Here is a 17,289-nt window from a genome sequence, read left to right on the forward strand (position 1 = left end):
CCACCACATGAGATGACGCCTTAGTACTCCAGCTGTAGATCGTGATCTTCATGTCTGATCGGCGGCTTGCCGGTGGTAATGGCTGGTTCTGGATCGGGCCTGGTGGCGGCGCCGCCAGAGGGACCAGCGCAGCCGGTGGACCGCATCGGGCACAGGTCCAACGAGCGCCGTGAACAGCCGATGGATCTCGTTGCAGGTGAGCGGGATCAACCCGTCCGGAGCGGGATGGCGGGCATGTTCTGTGGCACGGGTGACCGCCAGGAAGGCGTGCGCGAGCATGCCCAGGGTGACCCAGCGCGACCAGGAGGTGAAGCGGCGGACCTGGTGCTCGTCCAGTCCCGCAAGGCCCTTTCCCGACTGGAACGTCTCCTCAACTCGCCACCTCGACCCGGCGACGCGGACCAGCGTGGCAAGGGGTGCCGGAGTAGGTGAGGAGCAACGGTAGTAGGCCCGTTGGCCGGTGGTGCGGTTGCGGCGGATTAGCAGTTGGTGGTGGTTCGGTCCGGAGTCGGCCAAGTCGATGACTGCCCAGTCGTAGAAGCGGTGCCCTTTGGCGCCGGCCCCGGCCGACAGCTTCTGCCAGGCCCGCTTGGGCACCTTCGAGGCCAGCGCGTCGGCCCGGAACTTGCCCGCACCGGTGATGACGATCGCCGAGGAGGCGACGGCCAACACGAAGCCGACCCCACGTTCTTCCAGTGCGGTCCGCAGACGCGGGTTGCCGCCGTAGACCTCGTCGCCCGTGACCCAGTCCACGCGGTGTCCGGCGTCGAGGAACCGGCCGATCATACGGCCGGCCAGCTCCGGCTTGGTTGCAAAGGCGGTGTCCTCGGGGAGGCCGGCGGCCCGGCAGCGGTCCGGCTCGCATGTCCACGAACGCGGGATGTAGAGCTCACGGTCCACCGCCGCGTGTCCGCGCGCTCCCGCGTAGACGAGGTAGACAGCGACCTGAGAGTTCTCGATCCGGCCCGCGGTGCCGGTGTATTGACGCTGTACCCCGACCGTGTGGGTGCCCTTCTTCAGGTCGCCGGTCTCGTCGACGACGAGGACTGCCCGCTCATCGTGCAGCTGCTCCACGACGTAGTCGCGTACGTCGTCCCGAACCGCGTCGGCGTCCCAGGAGGCTCGGCACAGCAGATGCTGCATGCCGTGTGGTGTCGCTTCCCCGGCCCACTCGGCGATCGTCCAGCAGTTCTTGCGTGGCAGGTCCGACAGCAGCCCGAGCACCAGCCGTCCCGCCCGGCGCCGGGCCTCCACCCGCGCGAACCGTCCGGCTATGCGCCCCATCAGCTCCTCGAACGCTGCCTGCCAGCGGGCAGGGTCTACGCTGTGACCTGCGGCCACCGCATGATCGTTTGTCTTCACACGCCGATGATCAACGGTGGCCGCAGCCATACCGGGCAGGAGGAACACCATGCAGATCGCCGGCGTCGACATCTACGTCAATCACCCCGTTCTGCACCTCGGGGCAACCGGCTGGGTGCCCCTCTCCCTCGCTCTGGACGCCGCCCCCGCAGTCAGTTGCGACACTCACGTGGCCGTCCGGGTTCGACCCCAGAGAGGGCTGATCAAGGTGCGTCTCTTCACACCGCCTGATGACCCGCAGGCCCAACACCCGAACCCGGAGTTCACCACCGTCTTCGACGGCCCCCTCCTGCTGCCCGACGGGCGCATCGCAGTCGGCGATGTCGAGCAGCAGACCCGCTTCGTGCACCGAGTGGGCGACCGCGGCCAGTTCAAAGTACGCGTCGCCGTGAACACGCCGGGGCCAGATGCCAACGCCATCGACATCGTCATCGCCGGCCCGAGCAAATGACCCGCGAGACGCCCATCCCAGCATGAGGCCGCTCAACGCGCGGCGGCCGCACCGCGATCAAGATCACGATCTACAGCTGGAGTATTAGACGTCGTTTCTTATGGTGGTTCTTGGGTCACTCCATGCGGGGATACTGCTTCAGTGCTGTTGACGTGGATCGCTGAGGTGGCCGAAGAGCCGTTGGCATTGGAGCCGGGTGACCGGCGGACGGAGTGGGAGACCAACACCTGGTCACTGGGGGCAGAGGACGAGGACCGGCAGTCGTTGTCCGCTGCCGAGGTGATCGCTGCCTTCGAGCAGACTGCCGCCGGCATTCGGGAACGCGTTCGCGAGCTGGGCTTTTCCGGAGTAGCGACGTTCTATGTGTGGCACGACAGGCAGGCCGGGCAGCTGCGGTGCTCGACCGGCTCCATCCCTCGGGAGGAGTTGCCGTTCAACAGCACCTACGTGGTTTCCGACCATCTTGGTCCGGTCGTCGAGGGGTTTCTGGCCGACAGCATGCCCGGCGTCGTCGCCTGGTCGGACCTGGAGGAAGCGGAGAGCCGCTTGGAGCAGGCCATGACAGAGCCTGAGATCACGCCCTTGCGTGTCTGGACCAGCAGTGTTGGAGCCTCACACTGAATGCCCTTGCACATCCAGGCGGGCGAGTCGGCGGTGGCCGATGAGGGTTGCGGCGATGCCGACGAACGCGAGGAAGTGTTCGGCCTTGCGTTCGTAGCGGCGGTGGAGGCGACGGCAGCCCGCCAGCCAGGACACGGTTCTCTCCACCACCCACCGATGCCGGCCCAGCCGCTGCGAGGACTCGACGCCCCTACGGGCGATGCGGTGGCGGATGCCCCGCTCACGCAGCCATCGCCGCAGGTGGTCGTAGTCGTAGCCCTTATCTGCGTGCAGTTTCGACGGGCGCCGACGCCGGGGCCCGCGGCGGGACCGGATGGGCGGGATGCCACACACAAGCGGCTCCAGGCCCTGGCTGTCGTGCATGTTCGCGCCGGAGATGCCCAGGGACAGCGGAAGCCCGTTCCGGTCACAGATCAGGTGGATCTTCGATCCCAGCTTGCCACGGTCGGTCGGATTCGGTCCCGTCAGTGGCCCCCTTTTGCAGCCCGCAGACTGACCGAGTCGATCGCGCACCGCGACCAGTCCAGCTCGCCCCGCGCTCCGAGTTCGTCGAGGATCACGCGGTAGAGCTTCGCCCAGACCCGGTCCCGGCTCCACTGGGCGAACCGGCGGTAGACCGTGGGCCAGGCGGGGCCGAACACCGGCGGCAGCTGCCGCCATGTGCAGCCCGAGGTCGCCACGAAGATGATCGCCGCCAGGGCCTCCCGGTCACCCGCACGCCGTCGGCCACCGCCCTGCGGACGTATCACCACCGCCGGCGGCACCACCCGCCGGAACAACACCCACAACTCGTCCGGCACCAACCGCTCGATGAGATCCGTCATGCACGGATCAACGAACGATCACGCCATAAGGAACGACGTCTTATGCGGTGAGGTGGGCCGGGCCGGTGTGATCGTGGGGTGGATCAAGAGGTAAGGGCCGGTCGTGGGCCTGTGCTGCCCCGGGGGTTGGTGGTGCGTCGTCTGCTGGAGCGGCAGCAGGCGGGGGAGCTGGCCACGCGGCATGTGCGTGCGGTCGCTGAGACGGTGGGTGTCTCGGAGCGTACGGTGTGGCGCTGGCTGGAGCAGGCCAAGACGACTGGGCAGACGGAACCCGGGATCCGGCAGGGGTATGCGGTGTCGGACGAGGTGTGGGCGCTGCTGGGCGAGGTGGGAGGGAACGTTGCTGAGCTGAGGCGCCGGCTGTCCGCGGCTGGCGGGGCTGCGGTGCCGTCGGCGTCGACGCTGCACCGGGTGATCCGCAGGGACCGACGGGCGGGGCGGGCTTTGCTGACCGGGCGGGAGCCCGTGGTGGCCGGGCCGAGCAGGCCGGATCCGCTCAGCGAGCTGGGCTTGAACGTCGTGGCCGGCGAAGGTACCGGCGGGCAGGTCTTCCTGCGGGAGCAGAAGCATCTGGCGCAGGTCCCGGTCCTGGTCCCGGGTGCGCAGGTGGTGCACACGCCTGCCGTGCGGTCGGTGTTGCGGACGGTCGCGCACGCGGCTGCGGTGGGGGCGGTGGTGTGCTTGTACGGCGACGCCGGTCAGGGCAAGACCGTCGGGCTGCAGTATGCCCTTTCCCAGCTGCCGCACCCCGCCCGGGTCCGTCGGGTCCATGTCGGTGTGCATCCGACGGTTCCCGAACTGCGTCGGGTGCTCGCGGATGCCCTGGAGCTGGGCAGGCGTCTGCCGCGCGGGGCGGGGGAGGCCGACCTGATGCTGGTGAACGCGCTGCGGCAGCCCCGCGTGCTGGTCCTGGACGAGGCACAGCGCCTTCCGGGGGCGGCGCTGGAGTTTCTGCGCGGGTTGTGGGACCACCCGGACACGGATACGGCACTTGTGCTGGCGGGTGCGGGCAGCGAACGGGCGCTGCGCCGGGTACCTGCGCTGGCCTCTCGGGTGCTGACCTGGGAGCTGGTGCCGCGCCTCAGCCAGCGGGAGGTGGCCACCGTGATGGCTGCCTTCCACCCGCTGTGGGAGGACGTGACCGCGGACGATGTCGCGTGGGTGGACGAGCATGTGGGGCACGGCAACTTCCGGACCTGGGCGAAGCTGACCTCGCACCTGACCGCCGAGACCTACGGTAAGAGCCGGGCGGTGGTAGACCGCCGGATGCTGGAGCGTGCCTGCGCGCGGCTCATGGGACCGCTGTGACCGGCGGCGCCGGGCCGGGAGAGGACGCTTCCCGCTCCGGCGCGCACGGGGAGGGCCCGGGCGTGCGGGGAGGCCTGCCTTCCTCCTCTCTGTCGGCGCTGCGCGGCCCTGCCGTGCGCCGGCTGCTCGCCCTGCGACAGGAACAGAAACTGACGACCCGGCATGTGCGGCTGATGGCTCAGTCGTTGGAAGTGACCGAGCGCACGGTGTGGCGGTGGCTGGCCGCTGCCGAGCGTGACGAGTCCGCGGAGCCCGGGGCGCGAGCCCAGAGCAAAGACCGCTTCTCCGCCACCCCCGAAGTGCGCCGCCTGCTGGCCTTGTGGAAGGGCAACGTCGCGGCGGTGCATCGTGAGCTGACCGCTCGCGCGGCCAGGGGCGAGGGGGCTCCGCCTCCCTCGATCCCGACGCTGCACCGGGCGATCCAGCGGGATCTGACGCCGGGGGAGCGGGCCGGGCTTGCCGGTGGTGAACGTGAGGCCCGTAAGCATGATGTGTTCCTGGCCCGGCCACGCGGCTGGCGCAACCACGTGTGGGAGACCGACCACATGCAGGCCCCCGTGCTCATCGATGTCGACGGCACCGCCCGCAGACCGTGGATCACCTGGTTCACCGACTGCGCCACCAACGCGATCACCGGCGTCGCCGTCACCCCGATACACCCCTCCCGGGAGTCGGTGCTGGCGGCGCTGCGCTCCGCGGTCCTGCGCGAGGACCCCTACGGCCCGTTCGGCGGCCTGCTGGAGAAGGTACGGGTGGACCGCGGCAAGGACTTCCTGTCCCGGACGGTGACCGCCGCCTTCGATCTGCTGGACGTGACGGTGGAGGACCTGCCCGCCTACACCCCGCACCTCAAGGGCACTGTGGAGGGTCTGAACCGGGCGGTGGAGAGCATGTTCCTAGCCGCGCTGCCCGGCTATGCCCGCCAGCCGCGCCCCGGCAAACGCCCTTCCCGGCCGAAGGACGAGGTGCTGCTCGGCTTCGAGGACTTCACAGCCCGGCTGCTCGCCTGGACACGGTGGTGGAACACCGAACACCAGCCCGCGCCGTTGCGGGGCAGGACCCCGGTTGAGGCGTGGCAGGACGATCCCACCCCGTTACGAGATGTGGCCGCGGCGGATCTGTGGACGTTCACCCTGGAGGACGCCGGCACCCGCATGCTGACGACCCGCGGTATCCGCTTCAGGAAACGTGACTATGTGGGGCCGTGGATGACCGGTCAGTCCGGGATCCAGGTCCGGATCCGCTTCATGCCCCACCACGACCACTGCATCGAGGTCTATCACGCGGCCACCGGCCGCTACCTCGGGCCCGCCGACCTGGCCGACCAGGCCACCGAGGAACAGGTCAGCGCTGTACGGCGGGCAGGGGCCGCCCGCAGCCGCCGCCTGAAGAAAGACCTCGAAGCTTCCCAGCGCGAGCGCTACGCCACCGCCACCCATGCCGAGCCCCCTCGACGGCTCGGCGCACTGACCGGTGCACAGGCCGACGCCGAACTCGCCCGGAGTGCCGGCACCAGCCTGTCGCAGCTTGCGCTGCCGTACGTCATCCCGCCTGCCGCACCCCCGGCCGACTGGCGCACCCCTGCTTCCCTGGCTGCGCTGACCACGGCGGGCCGGCCCGCCCCGCTCCCGTCCAGCCGTGACTCCGCTTCTGTAGTCCCGGACGGCCCGGCCGGGCGGGGCGCACCTTCCACCCCGGACGAAGACGGAGACCCCTCGTGACTGCGGCGACCTATCAGTACGTCGACCTGCCCGACGCCTCCGTGGTCACCACCCGAGCCCTGCTCACCGCGCGGGAGAACATCGGCGATACGGTCGCCGCCCGCGCGATGATGTGTATCCATGGCGGCGCCGGCTTCGGCAAGACGCTCGCCGTCAACACCTGCTTGCGTGAACTCGAACCCGGCGAGGACGTCCGCAAGATCACCTTCCGGGCTCGTCCCACCGCTCGAGCGGTGCGCTACGAGTTGTTCACCGCGCTCGACCTGGCTGGCGAGCCGCCGCGCCATCCCAGCGAATTCGACCGTCTTCTGAAGACGGCCCTGGCCGAGCGCCCCCGTACCTTCCTCGTCGACGAGGCGCAGTGGCTCAACGGGGAGGCGTTCGAGTACTTCCGCTATCTGTGGGACGAGCCCTCCACCCAGCTGGCGATCATCTTCGTCGGCGGTGAGGGCTGCCACACCGTGCTGCGCCGCGAACCGATGCTCTCTTCCCGCATCTTCATCTGGCAGCACTTCACCCGCCTCACCCCCGACGAGGTCCTTGACGTCATCCCGCTGTTCCACCCGATCTGGGCGGATGCCGATCCCGACGACATCACCTTCGCCGACAGCCACGCAGCCCACGGCACCTTCCGCGCCTGGGCCCAGCTGACCGCGCACACCCGCACCGCCCTGGCCCGCACCGGCCGTCCACGTGTGGATCAGGAACTGCTGCGCTGGGCCTTCAGCCGCCTTGGCTGACCACCGCACCGCCATGTTTCTCGCCGCGCGCCCGCCGTCCGTCATTGTGGTCATCGACCGCGATGACCACGTGATCCACACGCACACCGCTCTGGCCGCCCACCATCCCCCGTCCGGCCGGATCACTCTGCACCCCGGTCCGGGCACCACCAGCGAGACCGGCCTCGCCCACGACCTTCTCGCCGCCCTGGGCAAACCGCCCCTGCTCACCGGGCGCTTCCCCGCCGGGCGTCAGCCCGCCTGGGAAGCCGCCGCCGCCTGGATGACCGCCCTGCCCGTCACCCGGCTGACCGTCCTGCGCGCCCACCGCCTCACCACCCGCCGCACAATTCGCCTCCTGGAGCTGCGTGCCCTCACCGGCATCCACCTGACCCTGGTCTGCCACCGCCCCCACCTTCCCACCGCCCTGCACAAGGCCCTGCGGACGGCCGACTACTCCCTCACCACCGACCTCGACGCAGCCCGCCGCCACTACTACGGCACACCGCTCACCGAATCCCCACTCGCAGACGAGCCCGCCGGGCCGACGACCGGTCCGTGGCTCACCCTGCCCGCACTGGAACGCCTCATCTCCTACGACAGCCCCCGCCCCTGCGCCGATCTGTGCACGCCACCCCCGATCATCTGGCGGCACCGCCCACCGCCCGTGCCCCTCACCGCGCACACCGCCCAGCGAGTCGCCCGCCGGCTGCACGCGGCGACCGCACCTCCGCGCCTGGCCGCGGCCGTCGCCGCCGCGCTGTTCACCGGCGCATCCCTCCAGCAACTCGCCACCGCACGCCCCCGCGACTACGACACGGCCGCGGCCACGCTCGCCCTCCACGACCGCGCCCGTTACACCGACGGCTGCGCCGCCCACCCCGTACCGCCCTGGGCCGGCGTCTTCCTGCGAGCGGCGGCCTGTTTCACCCGGCTCGTCTCCGGCGAGGACCAGGAAATGCTCGCCGCGCCAGGTGACCGCGGACACCTGCTGCGCGTGGCGGAGACGGCCAAGCTGCGCCCGCCTCAGCCGCCCGTGGCTCGCCGCAAAGGCCCGGTCGGCCGTGTGGAGTGGGACTGGCGCGAGCGGCAGGAAGCCGAGAGGTACGAAGCTGTGCCAGCCAGTCGCGTCAGGTCCTCGCGACACTGAACACCCGGACGTGGTTACGCGCGACGAGCCAGGCTCAGCCGAGCGAGAAGTCGGCGAACTCGACGTCGCTGAAAGCGATGTTCAGACCATGGGCGCGGCCGCCCCCGTCGCGGAAGTAGGCGTGCCCCAGCGCGCGGGCCAAGATCACCGTCTGCTGCTGCTCGCATGCGCCGGCATCCCGGGCGGCGAACAGCTCCCGGGCCACCTCTCCCGGCAGATCCTGCGTGATCCACCGAACCCGCGGATCGTCCGAGGACCCCGCAGGAGCCGCGAACCCGAATCGCGCCCTGGTATGGAAGACGAAGCCCTCCGTCTCGGCCCGGGCGCGCCGACGGGCCCGTATCCGGGGCTGCCACCGGGCCAGGACCGCTTCCTCGATCGCCTGGACCTGCAGCGGACCCGGGGGACGACGCGCTCCCGGCTTCTTCGTCACCCACCGCTGCACGGTGCGCTGTGACACCCCCAGCACGGCGGCCACCCTCAGGGTGGAGCCCCGATGCGCTGCCAGCAGGAAACGCAGGCGGGCCTCGGTGCCTAAGGGAACGGGCCGGGTGCGCAACGCGCGCTCCAAACCCTGCTCGATCTGTCCCATGTCCGCCTCTCGAAGCGGCCAGCCGGCAGGGCCGGCAGCTGCAGTCCGTCGCGTCAGTTCTCCCACATCGTCTGCCTCTGCCTACCGGCTTCTGCATTCTCCAGACAGCGCTGGCTGACGCAGGCTACGAGCGGCGACAAGCCGGCGGCGCGGGTCACGACGCACGTCGCCAGCGCCCCGGTGCTATCGATCCGTACGCGGACAGCGCCACCGCCTCGCCGTCGTCGACGAAGGGAAGAGCTGACGGCCGAACCCAGCTGCCCGACCTCTGAATCCCGGGGGTTAGGAGGTCCACGTGCTGCGCGCTAGCCTCCCGGCATGAATTCTCGTGGGCCCTCCCACCCGGGCGATGGCCGTCAGCGCTATGCGGGCCCTGCCGTCGTGGTTATGCCTGACGGTCGCGAAGTCGCGGTCACCGCGTCCCTCGTTCTGCGCTACGACCCGCGCCGGAGCGACAACCGAGAGTCTGACCGGGACAGCACCTGGGCCGGCAGCATCACACTGGCAGATCCGGGAAGCCGCGTTGACCTCTTCGACGCGGACCCGGGAGTGCTCCGTCTGCCCGATGGGTGTGAGAGCGAGTTCATGGCGACAAGCGGCCACACTGAAGTCGGCGTCGCAGGGCTTGGTCCAGCACCCTTCGCTTCGCAGTGAAGTCTGTTCCCCACAGGCGCGGGGGCCCCACAGCGTCCAACACCGGGAGTGCAGCAGAGTCCGCGTTGCACCTCTGACTCGCCAGAACATCGGCCGAACCATGGCCACGCACCGGACCCGGGCCCTCAAGAGGCCCGGGGTCCGGTCACGGCGTAAGACGGCGATCAGAGGGTGTCGGGGGAGGCCTGGGGGATCGCCAGCGGCCTCGCCCAGTCCATGCCCAACTCCGCGAGTAGGGCGAGCTGCTCAGCGTCCAGCCGGTCCCTCCTGGATTTCGTGTTCGAAATCCATACGCCCAACTTCACGATCGCCGGCTCCGTCTCGCCGTCGACCGCGATCTGCTCGCTGTGACCCCTTGGCACCGGCCGGTCGCCTTCCCGCTCCACCCACTGCGTGAGGGCCGCGAGGCCCCGCTGGAACGCCTGCTGCGCCTTGCTCGGGGCCTTCGTCGCCCGCGTGGCCGCCGGGGCGGGGGTCGGGGTCTGGTCGGGCTGCACGCCCAGCTTCGCCAGCCGCTGCTGCTGTTCCGTCGACAGCTGGGCCCAGGTGCCCGGGTTCTTCTGCCGCTTCAGCCACTTGCCGATGTCGTCGCCGTCGAAGAGCACCCCGGGGGCGATGGCCGGCAAGCTGCCGTCGGCGTCGACCAGGTCGGCGAGGATGCGGTGATGGCGTTGCCAGTCCAAGGACCAGGGGCAGTTCCAGTCCTCATCGATCGCGGCGAGCTGTTGCGCGCGTGCGGCGGCCCGCTCCGGGTCCTTCCCGAGGCCGCCTTTGCGGCGCAGGTTCGCCATGTGTTGGCCGATGGGCACCATTGTCTCGCTCTCGCCCCACATGGCGTCCTGCCGGGGTGCGAGGTGCCCGGTGGCCCGCCGGTAGGAGCGGAGCGCGGCGAGCTTGTTCTCCCAGGCTTCCTCGCCCGGCTCCCACACCATCCCGGCTTCCGGCGCGTCCAGCAGCAGCTTGCGCCGTTCCTCCAGCTCCCCGGCCCGCAGCGCCTTGCGCTGCTGATGCACCCATCGGCCCAGCGGGAAGTCCTTGGTGACGCCGACTTCGACCTCGATGTCGTAGGGCACGGCGTAGAGGCTGGTGATCTCGTTCTCCTTCCGCCAGCGCAGCAGGGCCTGGTAGCCCTGAAGCCAGACCAGGGACTCGGGCCGGTACACCCGCGTACGGAGGAAGGCCGCGATCGTCGCCGCGTCGCGCGGGCTGGAGAAGTGCAGCAGCGCCGCTTCGGCCGCGGCCTGCGTGTCGTCCTGCTCCTGGTCCTCGCCGTCGCCCTCCCCACCGGCCCCGACGATTCGGCCGTCCTCGTCACGCCGGACGTGCACCTTGCGCTTCCCGCTCGTGAGCGCGCGGGAAGCGAGCTGCTCGACCAGGCGCTCATCATGCGAGCGCAGGCCCTGGAGCACCGCTACAAGGGGGCGGAACGAGGCGCTGGCGACCATGTCGGTCGGGTCCTCACCGGGCTCCAGGAACACCGGCACAATGATCCTGGCCACCTTGGTGGAGCCGTCCTTGTTGAGGCGGAGCGCCCGGCCGATGTTCTGGACGATCTCGACCTGGGAGCCGCGGGTGTCGGCGAAGCAGATCGAGTCGACTCCCCGTTCGCCGGTGATGTCGACGCCTTCCCCGAGAACGCGAACGCTGGCGAGGAAGGCGCGGTGCACCCGGCGGTTGTTGGCGTCGATGCCGTTGGCGAACTGCCGCAGTACCTCGCGGCGCTCGGAGACGAGGTGGTCGCCGCACAGCCACGCCGACCAGACCCGGTCGGGCGGGACGTGGCGGCCGGCCTCGAGCTCGTAGAACCCGGCGTCGATCGAGGACTTCGGCAGCTTCTCCGCGGCCGTCAGATCGGCGTCCGTGGCGTCGTTGGCGTACAGCTCGGCGGCGGTCTCGGGGAGCTTGGCCGCGAACGCGGCGGCTTCCTCCACCTTCTGGTGGAAGGTCATGACCGTACGCAGATTGTACGCGGCGGCGTGCTCCAGGAGCGCGGTCTGCAGCAGCGCCAGGCGCCGGCCGCGCCGCGCTTCCTCGGTCTCCCCGAGAACGGGGGAGGGGTCGCGGATCTCCAGCACGTCGATCTCGAACCCGGCGAGGATCTCCCGCTCGATCGCCTCCGAGAGCCCGAGTTCTGCGATCCACGCGCCATAGGTCCCGTTCGGGTCGTCGACCATGGTCGCGAGCTCCACCTCCTGACCGTCCGCGCCCTTCTGCGGCCGGGGTGCGGCGAGGATGCGCGGGGTCGCGGTGAGGTAGAGCCGGAAGGCCGCCGGGATCCGGGCGTTGTCGTGGATCGCCGCCCACGGCCGACCAAGGTCACCAGCGGTTCCGTGGGCCTCATCCACGATGGCGAGGTCGAAGCCGTCCATGCGCTGGCCATAGAGCCGCTCCCCGCCCGCCAGAGCAGCCTCCAACGGCCCGCGAACCTTCCGCTGGCCGGGAGCGTCGACGTCCTCACGGTCCACGAGAGAGGCGTACGTGGCGAACACGACCACCGGCCCGGACCCGGCCCACAGAGCGAGCTGGATCGGGTTCGTGGTCGTGCGCACGCCCAGCGAGTTGAGCACCGCGTCGTTCTCCAGCGAGCACACGGCCACCATCGGGGCGCCGTGGCCCACCAGGCGCCACGCCTGGGCGGTCTGCACCAGCAGGTCCAGAGTCGGCACGGTGACGAGGATCCGGCCGTTGGGGAAGCAGTCTCGGGCTGCCCAGGCGGCGGTGATGGTCTTGCCCGATCCGGTGGCCGAGACGAGGGTGCCGCGGGCGCCGCGAGTGGGAATGGGGGTGCGTTCGGGGCGGCCGGCCCAGGCGCGGATCGCGGCGACCGCGGTGACCTGGTGCTCGCGGAGGTGGATCATCCGAGCCGCTCCTCTGCGTGCGGGGTCGGTGCGGTCTTCGTGGGGGCGGGGACCGAGCGGGCCGTGGCGGCCTTGCGGCGCCGGTGTTCCCGTTGGGCTTGGGCGCGGGCGCATTCGCGGGTGCAGTACTTGACGCCGCTGGTGCGGTTCTGGCCGTATTCGGCGCGGCCGCGCTGGCGGACGAAGTCCCGCCCGCAGGTCTCGTTCGCACAGGTGCGGATGGTGGCGTCCTCTGCGAGGTGGTTGTAGAGCTGGAGGAAGGCGACGGAGAGGATGGAGGGCTTGCGGTCGGTGAGGCTGCCCAGGCCGACGCTGAAGGCCGCGAGGTTGTAGTGCAGGGCGTTTTGGAGCATGGCCAGCCGCAGGCTGAGGGTGACGGAGCGCAGCTCGTCAAGGGTCTGGGGGTAGCCGCTGTCGTTGTGGTCGTTCTCGGCTGCTATGTCGGCCAGGCGCTGTTCGGTGACTTCCGTCTCGACGAGTTCGTCCAGCCCGCCGGGGCGGCGGCATGCCAGCCACGTGGCGATGGCGGCCTGAGCCTCGCTGATGTGGTGGCGTACGAGGTCGCCGTGCAGGGACCAGGGGCCGTATCGGGGATGTTCCCGCTCCTCGAGCTCCTCCAGCCGGCTGTACTCGTCGTGGTCCCAGCTGCCGGCGTCGATGCTGCCGCCCAGGCCCCCGTACCGGTTCATCCAGCAGGCCACGGTAGCCAGGTCTGCTGGATCCACCTCCATCAGCTCGCGCAGGTAGAAGTCGTCCGGCAGCGACGCCCTTTCCACGACCCGGTCGAAGTCCGGGACAGCCCACACGATCCAGTCGCCCTCGGCCCGGACCCCGTGCATGGGCGTCATCTCCGGCAGGGGAACCGGCGTACCCGGCCAGAGCGTAGGACGAAAACGTGGGTCTGCGTATGCCGCCATGAAGGGCAGCATAACGGTGAGCACGTAGTACGAAGAAGGAGAACGCTCGTATCACCTACAGATGAAGGTGTCGGAGGGGACGTCATGGTGACGCACTGGCAGAAGCGCAAGGCGGTCGGGGACGCACACGAGCAGCGCGTCGCGGCCGCGCTCGCGGCGAAGGGCTGGACGGTCGAACGCTGCGGGCAAGGCACCTACCCACCCGCAATTCAGCAGGCCTTGGCCCGAACCACCTCGGCGCTGCGCTGGTTCCCTGACCTGATCGCCGCCCGCGCCAGCGAGGTCGTCACCATCGACGCGAAGGACTGCATGCCCAGCAGTACTTCCGGCCGGTACGCCGTTTCCGACGAGGCTATCCACGCCGGCCTGCAGTTCATCGCCGCCAACCGGCCGACCCCGCTGTACTACGTATTCGGGGACCTCTGCGTCCTGACTCCGGTCGAGGTCCTCCACTACACCGGCCACGCCGAGCGCCGGCACGACGGCGCCTACCGCCTGGTCAGCACCCGCCACGCGCACCCCTTCGACACCGTCTTCGGCCGCCGCCTGCCGTTGCGCGCGGCGAGCTGACCTCCGGCAGAGCTGTCCATCCATTCACACGTGACCCGCGCGCCCGGGCCACCGCCGAGCGCGAGCACGCACCCTTCTGACCCCTGTACGGGCGCTCTGCCGACGCCCCGCCCCGCCCGGAGTCTCCTCCCGGGCGCGGCGGGGCCTGATTGCCACTCAGATTGCCGTACCACGCCTCCACTTCACTCGGCCCCCCGGCGCCCAGAGGCCAGACCCACCTGAGGACCAGACATGACCCTCGACGCCGCTCTGCACGGCGCGCTCGCGGGCGCGTTCACCCGGCCGATCCCGAAGAGCGCCGGCGCGCAGGTCCGCTACCTCGTCAAGCAGCACCACGGCAGCACCAAGGAGGTCGCGCAGCTGCTCGGTGTCTCCCAGCGCACCGTCGAGCGTTACGTCCGCAATCAGATCAAGAAGCCGCGGGCCGACCTCGCGGACCGGATGGCGGCCCGAGGTCCGCCGCCGGTGGCAGCCGCAGATCCGGGCCAAGGCCCGCAAAACCGCTGCCACCACGGCCGGCCTCATGGTCGACGTCCGCGCCCGCTTCGGCTTCACCGCCGCACCCGGCACCACCGACGACGCCCGCATGCGCCACCTCACCCTCGCCCTGCCGCCCGAGCACGCCGCCCGCCTCCTCGACGCCCAGGAGCAAGGCGCCACAGACCGCGAACTCCAGCAGGCCACCGCCGACGCCCTCGGAGAGGTCTACTTCCGCGACGGTGACCGCCGCGCCCACGACCTCCTCGTCGAGCTGACCGACATCGAGCCCAGTTCGACCTGTAGTCGGCGCTCCCACACGCCCCTGACCAGCCAGACGGAAACGGAGTGGCTCCAATCGGAGCCACTCCGTTCGATTTCCCCGAGGCCTCGGCCCGGACGCGGCGGAGCCCCGGGGCAGATGCGCCCCGGGGCTCCGCCGAGCTCAGAGCCGGCCCGTGCCGTCTCCGCCGTCGCCACCCTTGCGGTAGCGGCGGACCGCCCAGACCGCGAGGGCGGTGACCGCCGCTGTGATCAGAGCGGAGGGAAGTTCGCTCAGCAGTCCCTGAGCGATCAGGTCGAGCGCCGTAGCCGTGTCGGGCATTCCGTTCTCCCGGGTGAGTTCCGATCGGACTCCTCCAGATTCGAGCCGGGGAAAGCCCCCCTGACGGTTCCCGACGACTGCGCACAACTCAGTACGCGGACCGACGTGTTAGGACGCTGTACCGTGTCGGTAGGACAGATCTGGACGCCATCGGACAGCCACCGGAGAGCACGTGCCCAAGCTGACAGCCCCGCCACTGCCGACCGGCCCCCGGCAGACCCTCAGCGCGGAACTTCACACCCTGCACCGCCGCGCCGGCTGGCCCTCCGTCCGTGACCTGTCACGCGCGCTCGGTTCAGGTGTGGCGAGCTCCAGCCGCATCCACGACGCCTTCACCAAGCCACGTCTTCCGGACTGGGGGCTGGTACAGGTCCTCGTCATCGAGCTGGCCCAGCGGATCCCGCGAGCTGACCCCGGTACAGAATCCGAGCGTTTCCACGCCTTGTGGGAAGCCGCCGCAGAGGCTTCCGCGGAGACCGCAGACGTGCCCGCAGCCCCCGCCAGCCTCGATCCCCAACCACCGCCCCTGGTCCTCCCGCCTGCGGCCGTACCTCCAGCGAGGATCACTTACGTGAGCAAACAACCCATCGGTATGCAGAATGCTTCGATGCTTGTGGCGAGAGTGGATGAACTGCTGCCACTCATCATTCGGGCCAAACAAGGCTTGCGTGAGGCGGAGGATTCCGCTCTCAGTCGTGCTGAGCGTGGCGTTGTGGCCTCAAGGATCACCCGTCTGGATTATCTGGAGGAGAGAGTTCGAAGAATGCGTGTGAGGTATTCTCGAATGGACGAAGGGGATGAAACTGAGGAAGAATTGCGCAAGTTCGAACCCGACCATAAGTCTATTTTTGGGGAAATCCATAGACTGACCCAGCCTTGGCATATGTCGCTTTAGCGTTTCGGTATTAAGGGATGTTTCCTTCGGTCGAGTCGCAGTAACTACAGAAATGTGGCGGCCTGCCGTAAGCGGAGGGCCGCCACGTGTGCGCGGTTATCGCTTCCCCGCGTCCTTCTTCGCGTGCAGTGCGTCAAGCTGCGCCGTGAGGGTGGCCGGGTCCACCAGGCCCTCCGCGTACGCCTCGATGAACACGCCCACGGCGTGTGACAGAGGCCTGTGACCCCATCCGCCCACCCTCGGGCTCCCGGGGCCGAGCTGGCCCCCACCGCCCTCAGGACGACCGTGGAAGCGCCGGCCGCGCGGCTCCGCTCGACACGGATTCGGTCACGCGTCTCGGCCGCGCGAGCGTCCCCGCGCTGCACCAGCCGCTTGGCCACGGACTCCCGACCCTCTGGCCCGGGGGTCTCGGGTACAGGCGGACGCCGACCGCTTCACAGAAGCCCTGAAAGCCGGTCCCCGACGACACCAGGAAGTCTCCGACGTCTGTCGGCTCCGGCATCCCTACTGGCACCGTCAGCCTGCGTACCTCAGCCGGTACGACGTCCGCGAGCGTCAGTTCCTCCTGACCCTAGACCGTATCGAAGTACCGGCCGCCGGTCCCCCCGTCCTCGTCCCACCCGGCCAGATCACGGTTCCGGGTCATCTCCGAACCCCACCCCCATCGCGGAGAGAAGCCGTGCCGGGGGAAGTAGGCGTGCTCGATGCACACCCGCGGCTCCGCCACTTCCTCCGGGTTCTCACAGCCACACTCGCCGTAGACGATCGGGTCGACCAGCGTCGCCCCCTCGATCAGGGCAGTAATCCCCTTGAGCGTCATGTCCGGCAGGGACGCGCCCTCCCGCACGCCGTTGCTCTCCTTCGCCACGGTATCGCGTTGCTCGGGTGGCGTTCGAGTGGTGAAGGCCGCTTTCGTTTTCCGGTGAAGGCCGCTGTCGTGCGTGTAGTCCCGTCCTGCGCCCCTTCTCCTCTGGGAGTGGGGGTGTGCTCCCGTTCCGCTAAAGCTACATGCTGCATCAGGTGATCACCGTTATGATGCAGGCTGGCAGCCGGACCGGATCCACAACCGAGCCACCCCATCCTCTAGCCAGCCAGGCCCGCGTCAGCGGGCCCCGGGTCCTGGAGGCGCAGCCGGAAGGGCCCTTGAGGCGGGGGAGCGCAGCGGACCCGCCGACCCAGGGCAGAGCGAAGCGAAGCCCAGGGCCAGCGTGGCGAAGCCACGCGGCTCCGGAAGCGCAGCGGACGGAGCATCACCAAGCCCGCGCAGCGGGCTTGGTGAGCGGGACGCGCAGCGTCCCGCCAGCGCTCCCGCGGAGCGGGAGCGCAACACCCGCGCGCAGCGCGGGTGTTCGCTTGCACATCGCGCAGCGATGTGGTACCCGCTCCGCGGGAGCGCTGGCGGGACGCTGCGCGTCCCGCTCACCAAGCCCGCTGCGCGGGCTTGGTGATGCTCCGTCCGCTGCGCTTCCGGAGCCGCGTGGCTTCGCCACGCTGGCCCTGGGCTTCGCTTCGCTCTGCCCTGGGTCGGCGGGTCCGCTGCGCTCCCCCGCCTCAAGGGCCCTTCCG

The 17,289-nt window shown here is 70.0% G+C and carries 14 protein-coding genes and 2 pseudogenes; 9 read left to right on the top strand and 7 right to left on the bottom strand.

All coding sequences use genetic code 11. The features are described from left to right. Positions 1-48: 48 nt before the first annotated feature. The gene (locus AOK00_RS33225) at positions 49-1,284 is read right to left on the bottom strand and encodes an IS701 family transposase (protein WP_079042321.1); all 1,236 of its coding nucleotides are present in this window, start codon (positions 1,282-1,284) and stop codon (positions 49-51) included. A 127-nt stretch (positions 1,285-1,411) separates the two neighbouring features. On the opposite strand from AOK00_RS33225, the gene AOK00_RS33230 reads away from it, so the two are divergent. Together AOK00_RS33230 and AOK00_RS33235 are read left to right on the top strand one after the other, a co-directional pair. Beyond that, a complete protein-coding gene (locus tag AOK00_RS33230; protein ID WP_055603869.1) occupies positions 1,412-1,813 on the top strand; it encodes a hypothetical protein in 402 nt (133 codons plus the stop codon). Between the two features lie 141 nt (positions 1,814-1,954). Beyond that, positions 1,955-2,434, top strand: coding sequence for a hypothetical protein (locus AOK00_RS33235; protein WP_055603870.1), 480 nt, complete (start codon positions 1,955-1,957; stop codon positions 2,432-2,434). A gap of 24 nt (positions 2,435-2,458) precedes the next feature. Here AOK00_RS33235 and AOK00_RS37845 read toward each other — a convergent pair. Beyond that, a pseudogene (locus AOK00_RS37845) lies at positions 2,459-3,258 on the bottom strand (IS5 family transposase); the annotation flags it as partial. Between the two features lie 132 nt (positions 3,259-3,390). Between AOK00_RS37845 and AOK00_RS33250 the strand changes: the two are divergent. From AOK00_RS33250 to AOK00_RS41230, 4 genes are all read left to right on the top strand, one after another. Further along, a complete protein-coding gene (locus AOK00_RS33250) occupies positions 3,391-4,566 on the top strand; it encodes an ATP-binding protein (RefSeq protein WP_159041905.1) in 1,176 nt (391 codons plus the stop codon). Positions 4,567-4,679: 113 nt separating this feature from the next. Continuing rightward, a complete protein-coding gene (locus tag AOK00_RS33255; RefSeq protein WP_079042324.1) occupies positions 4,680-6,287 on the top strand; it encodes a Mu transposase C-terminal domain-containing protein in 1,608 nt (535 codons plus the stop codon). Then, complete coding sequence (locus AOK00_RS33260; RefSeq protein ID WP_055603874.1) at positions 6,284-7,027, top strand: ATP-binding protein; 744 nt, start codon at positions 6,284-6,286, stop codon at positions 7,025-7,027. Before AOK00_RS33255 ends, AOK00_RS33260 begins: the two co-directional genes overlap by 4 nt. Positions 7,028-7,040: 13 nt before the next feature. Continuing rightward, complete coding sequence (locus AOK00_RS41230) at positions 7,041-8,156, top strand: hypothetical protein (protein WP_301554239.1); 1,116 nt, start codon at positions 7,041-7,043, stop codon at positions 8,154-8,156. Between the two features lie 34 nt (positions 8,157-8,190). On the opposite strand, the gene tpg (AOK00_RS33270) is transcribed toward AOK00_RS41230, so the two are convergent. The 3 genes from tpg (AOK00_RS33270) to AOK00_RS33280 all read right to left on the bottom strand — a co-directional run bounded on the left by tpg (AOK00_RS33270) (position 8,191) and on the right by AOK00_RS33280 (position 13,108). Next, positions 8,191-8,748, bottom strand: a complete 558-nt coding sequence (gene tpg / locus AOK00_RS33270) for a telomere-protecting terminal protein Tpg (protein WP_055603875.1) — start codon at positions 8,746-8,748, stop codon at positions 8,191-8,193. Between the two features lie 818 nt (positions 8,749-9,566). Continuing rightward, entirely contained in the window at positions 9,567-12,260 is a 2,694-nt protein-coding gene (locus AOK00_RS33275; protein WP_079042323.1) for a DEAD/DEAH box helicase, read from the bottom strand. Continuing rightward, positions 12,257-13,108, bottom strand: a complete 852-nt coding sequence (locus AOK00_RS33280; protein WP_063886704.1) for a hypothetical protein — start codon at positions 13,106-13,108, stop codon at positions 12,257-12,259. Before AOK00_RS33280 ends, AOK00_RS33275 begins: the two co-directional genes overlap by 4 nt. A 153-nt stretch (positions 13,109-13,261) precedes the next feature. On the opposite strand from AOK00_RS33280, the gene AOK00_RS33285 reads away from it, so the two are divergent. After that, positions 13,262-13,747, top strand: a complete 486-nt coding sequence (locus tag AOK00_RS33285) for a hypothetical protein (RefSeq protein ID WP_055603876.1) — start codon at positions 13,262-13,264, stop codon at positions 13,745-13,747. Positions 13,748-13,978: 231 nt separating this feature from the next. Further along, positions 13,979-14,513 (top strand): annotated as a pseudogene (tpg, locus tag AOK00_RS40935) (telomere-protecting terminal protein Tpg); the annotation flags it as partial. 156 nt (positions 14,514-14,669) lie between these two features. Here tpg (AOK00_RS40935) and AOK00_RS39290 read toward each other — a convergent pair. Next, positions 14,670-14,828, bottom strand: coding sequence for a hypothetical protein (locus AOK00_RS39290; protein WP_159041907.1), 159 nt, complete (start codon positions 14,826-14,828; stop codon positions 14,670-14,672). 571 nt (positions 14,829-15,399) lie between these two features. Between AOK00_RS39290 and AOK00_RS39295 the strand changes: the two genes are divergently transcribed. After that, positions 15,400-15,723 (top strand): hypothetical protein, encoded by a 324-nt coding sequence (locus tag AOK00_RS39295; protein WP_159041908.1) that lies wholly within the window; start codon positions 15,400-15,402, stop codon positions 15,721-15,723. Between the two features lie 571 nt (positions 15,724-16,294). On the opposite strand, the gene AOK00_RS33295 is transcribed toward AOK00_RS39295, so the two are convergent. Beyond that, positions 16,295-16,591, bottom strand: a complete 297-nt coding sequence (locus AOK00_RS33295; RefSeq protein ID WP_159041909.1) for a hypothetical protein — start codon at positions 16,589-16,591, stop codon at positions 16,295-16,297. Positions 16,592-17,289 lie beyond the last annotated feature (698 nt).

This window comes from Streptomyces aureus, from assembly GCF_001418135.1.
Taxonomy (GTDB): Bacteria; Actinomycetota; Actinomycetes; order Streptomycetales; family Streptomycetaceae; genus Streptomyces; species Streptomyces aureus_A.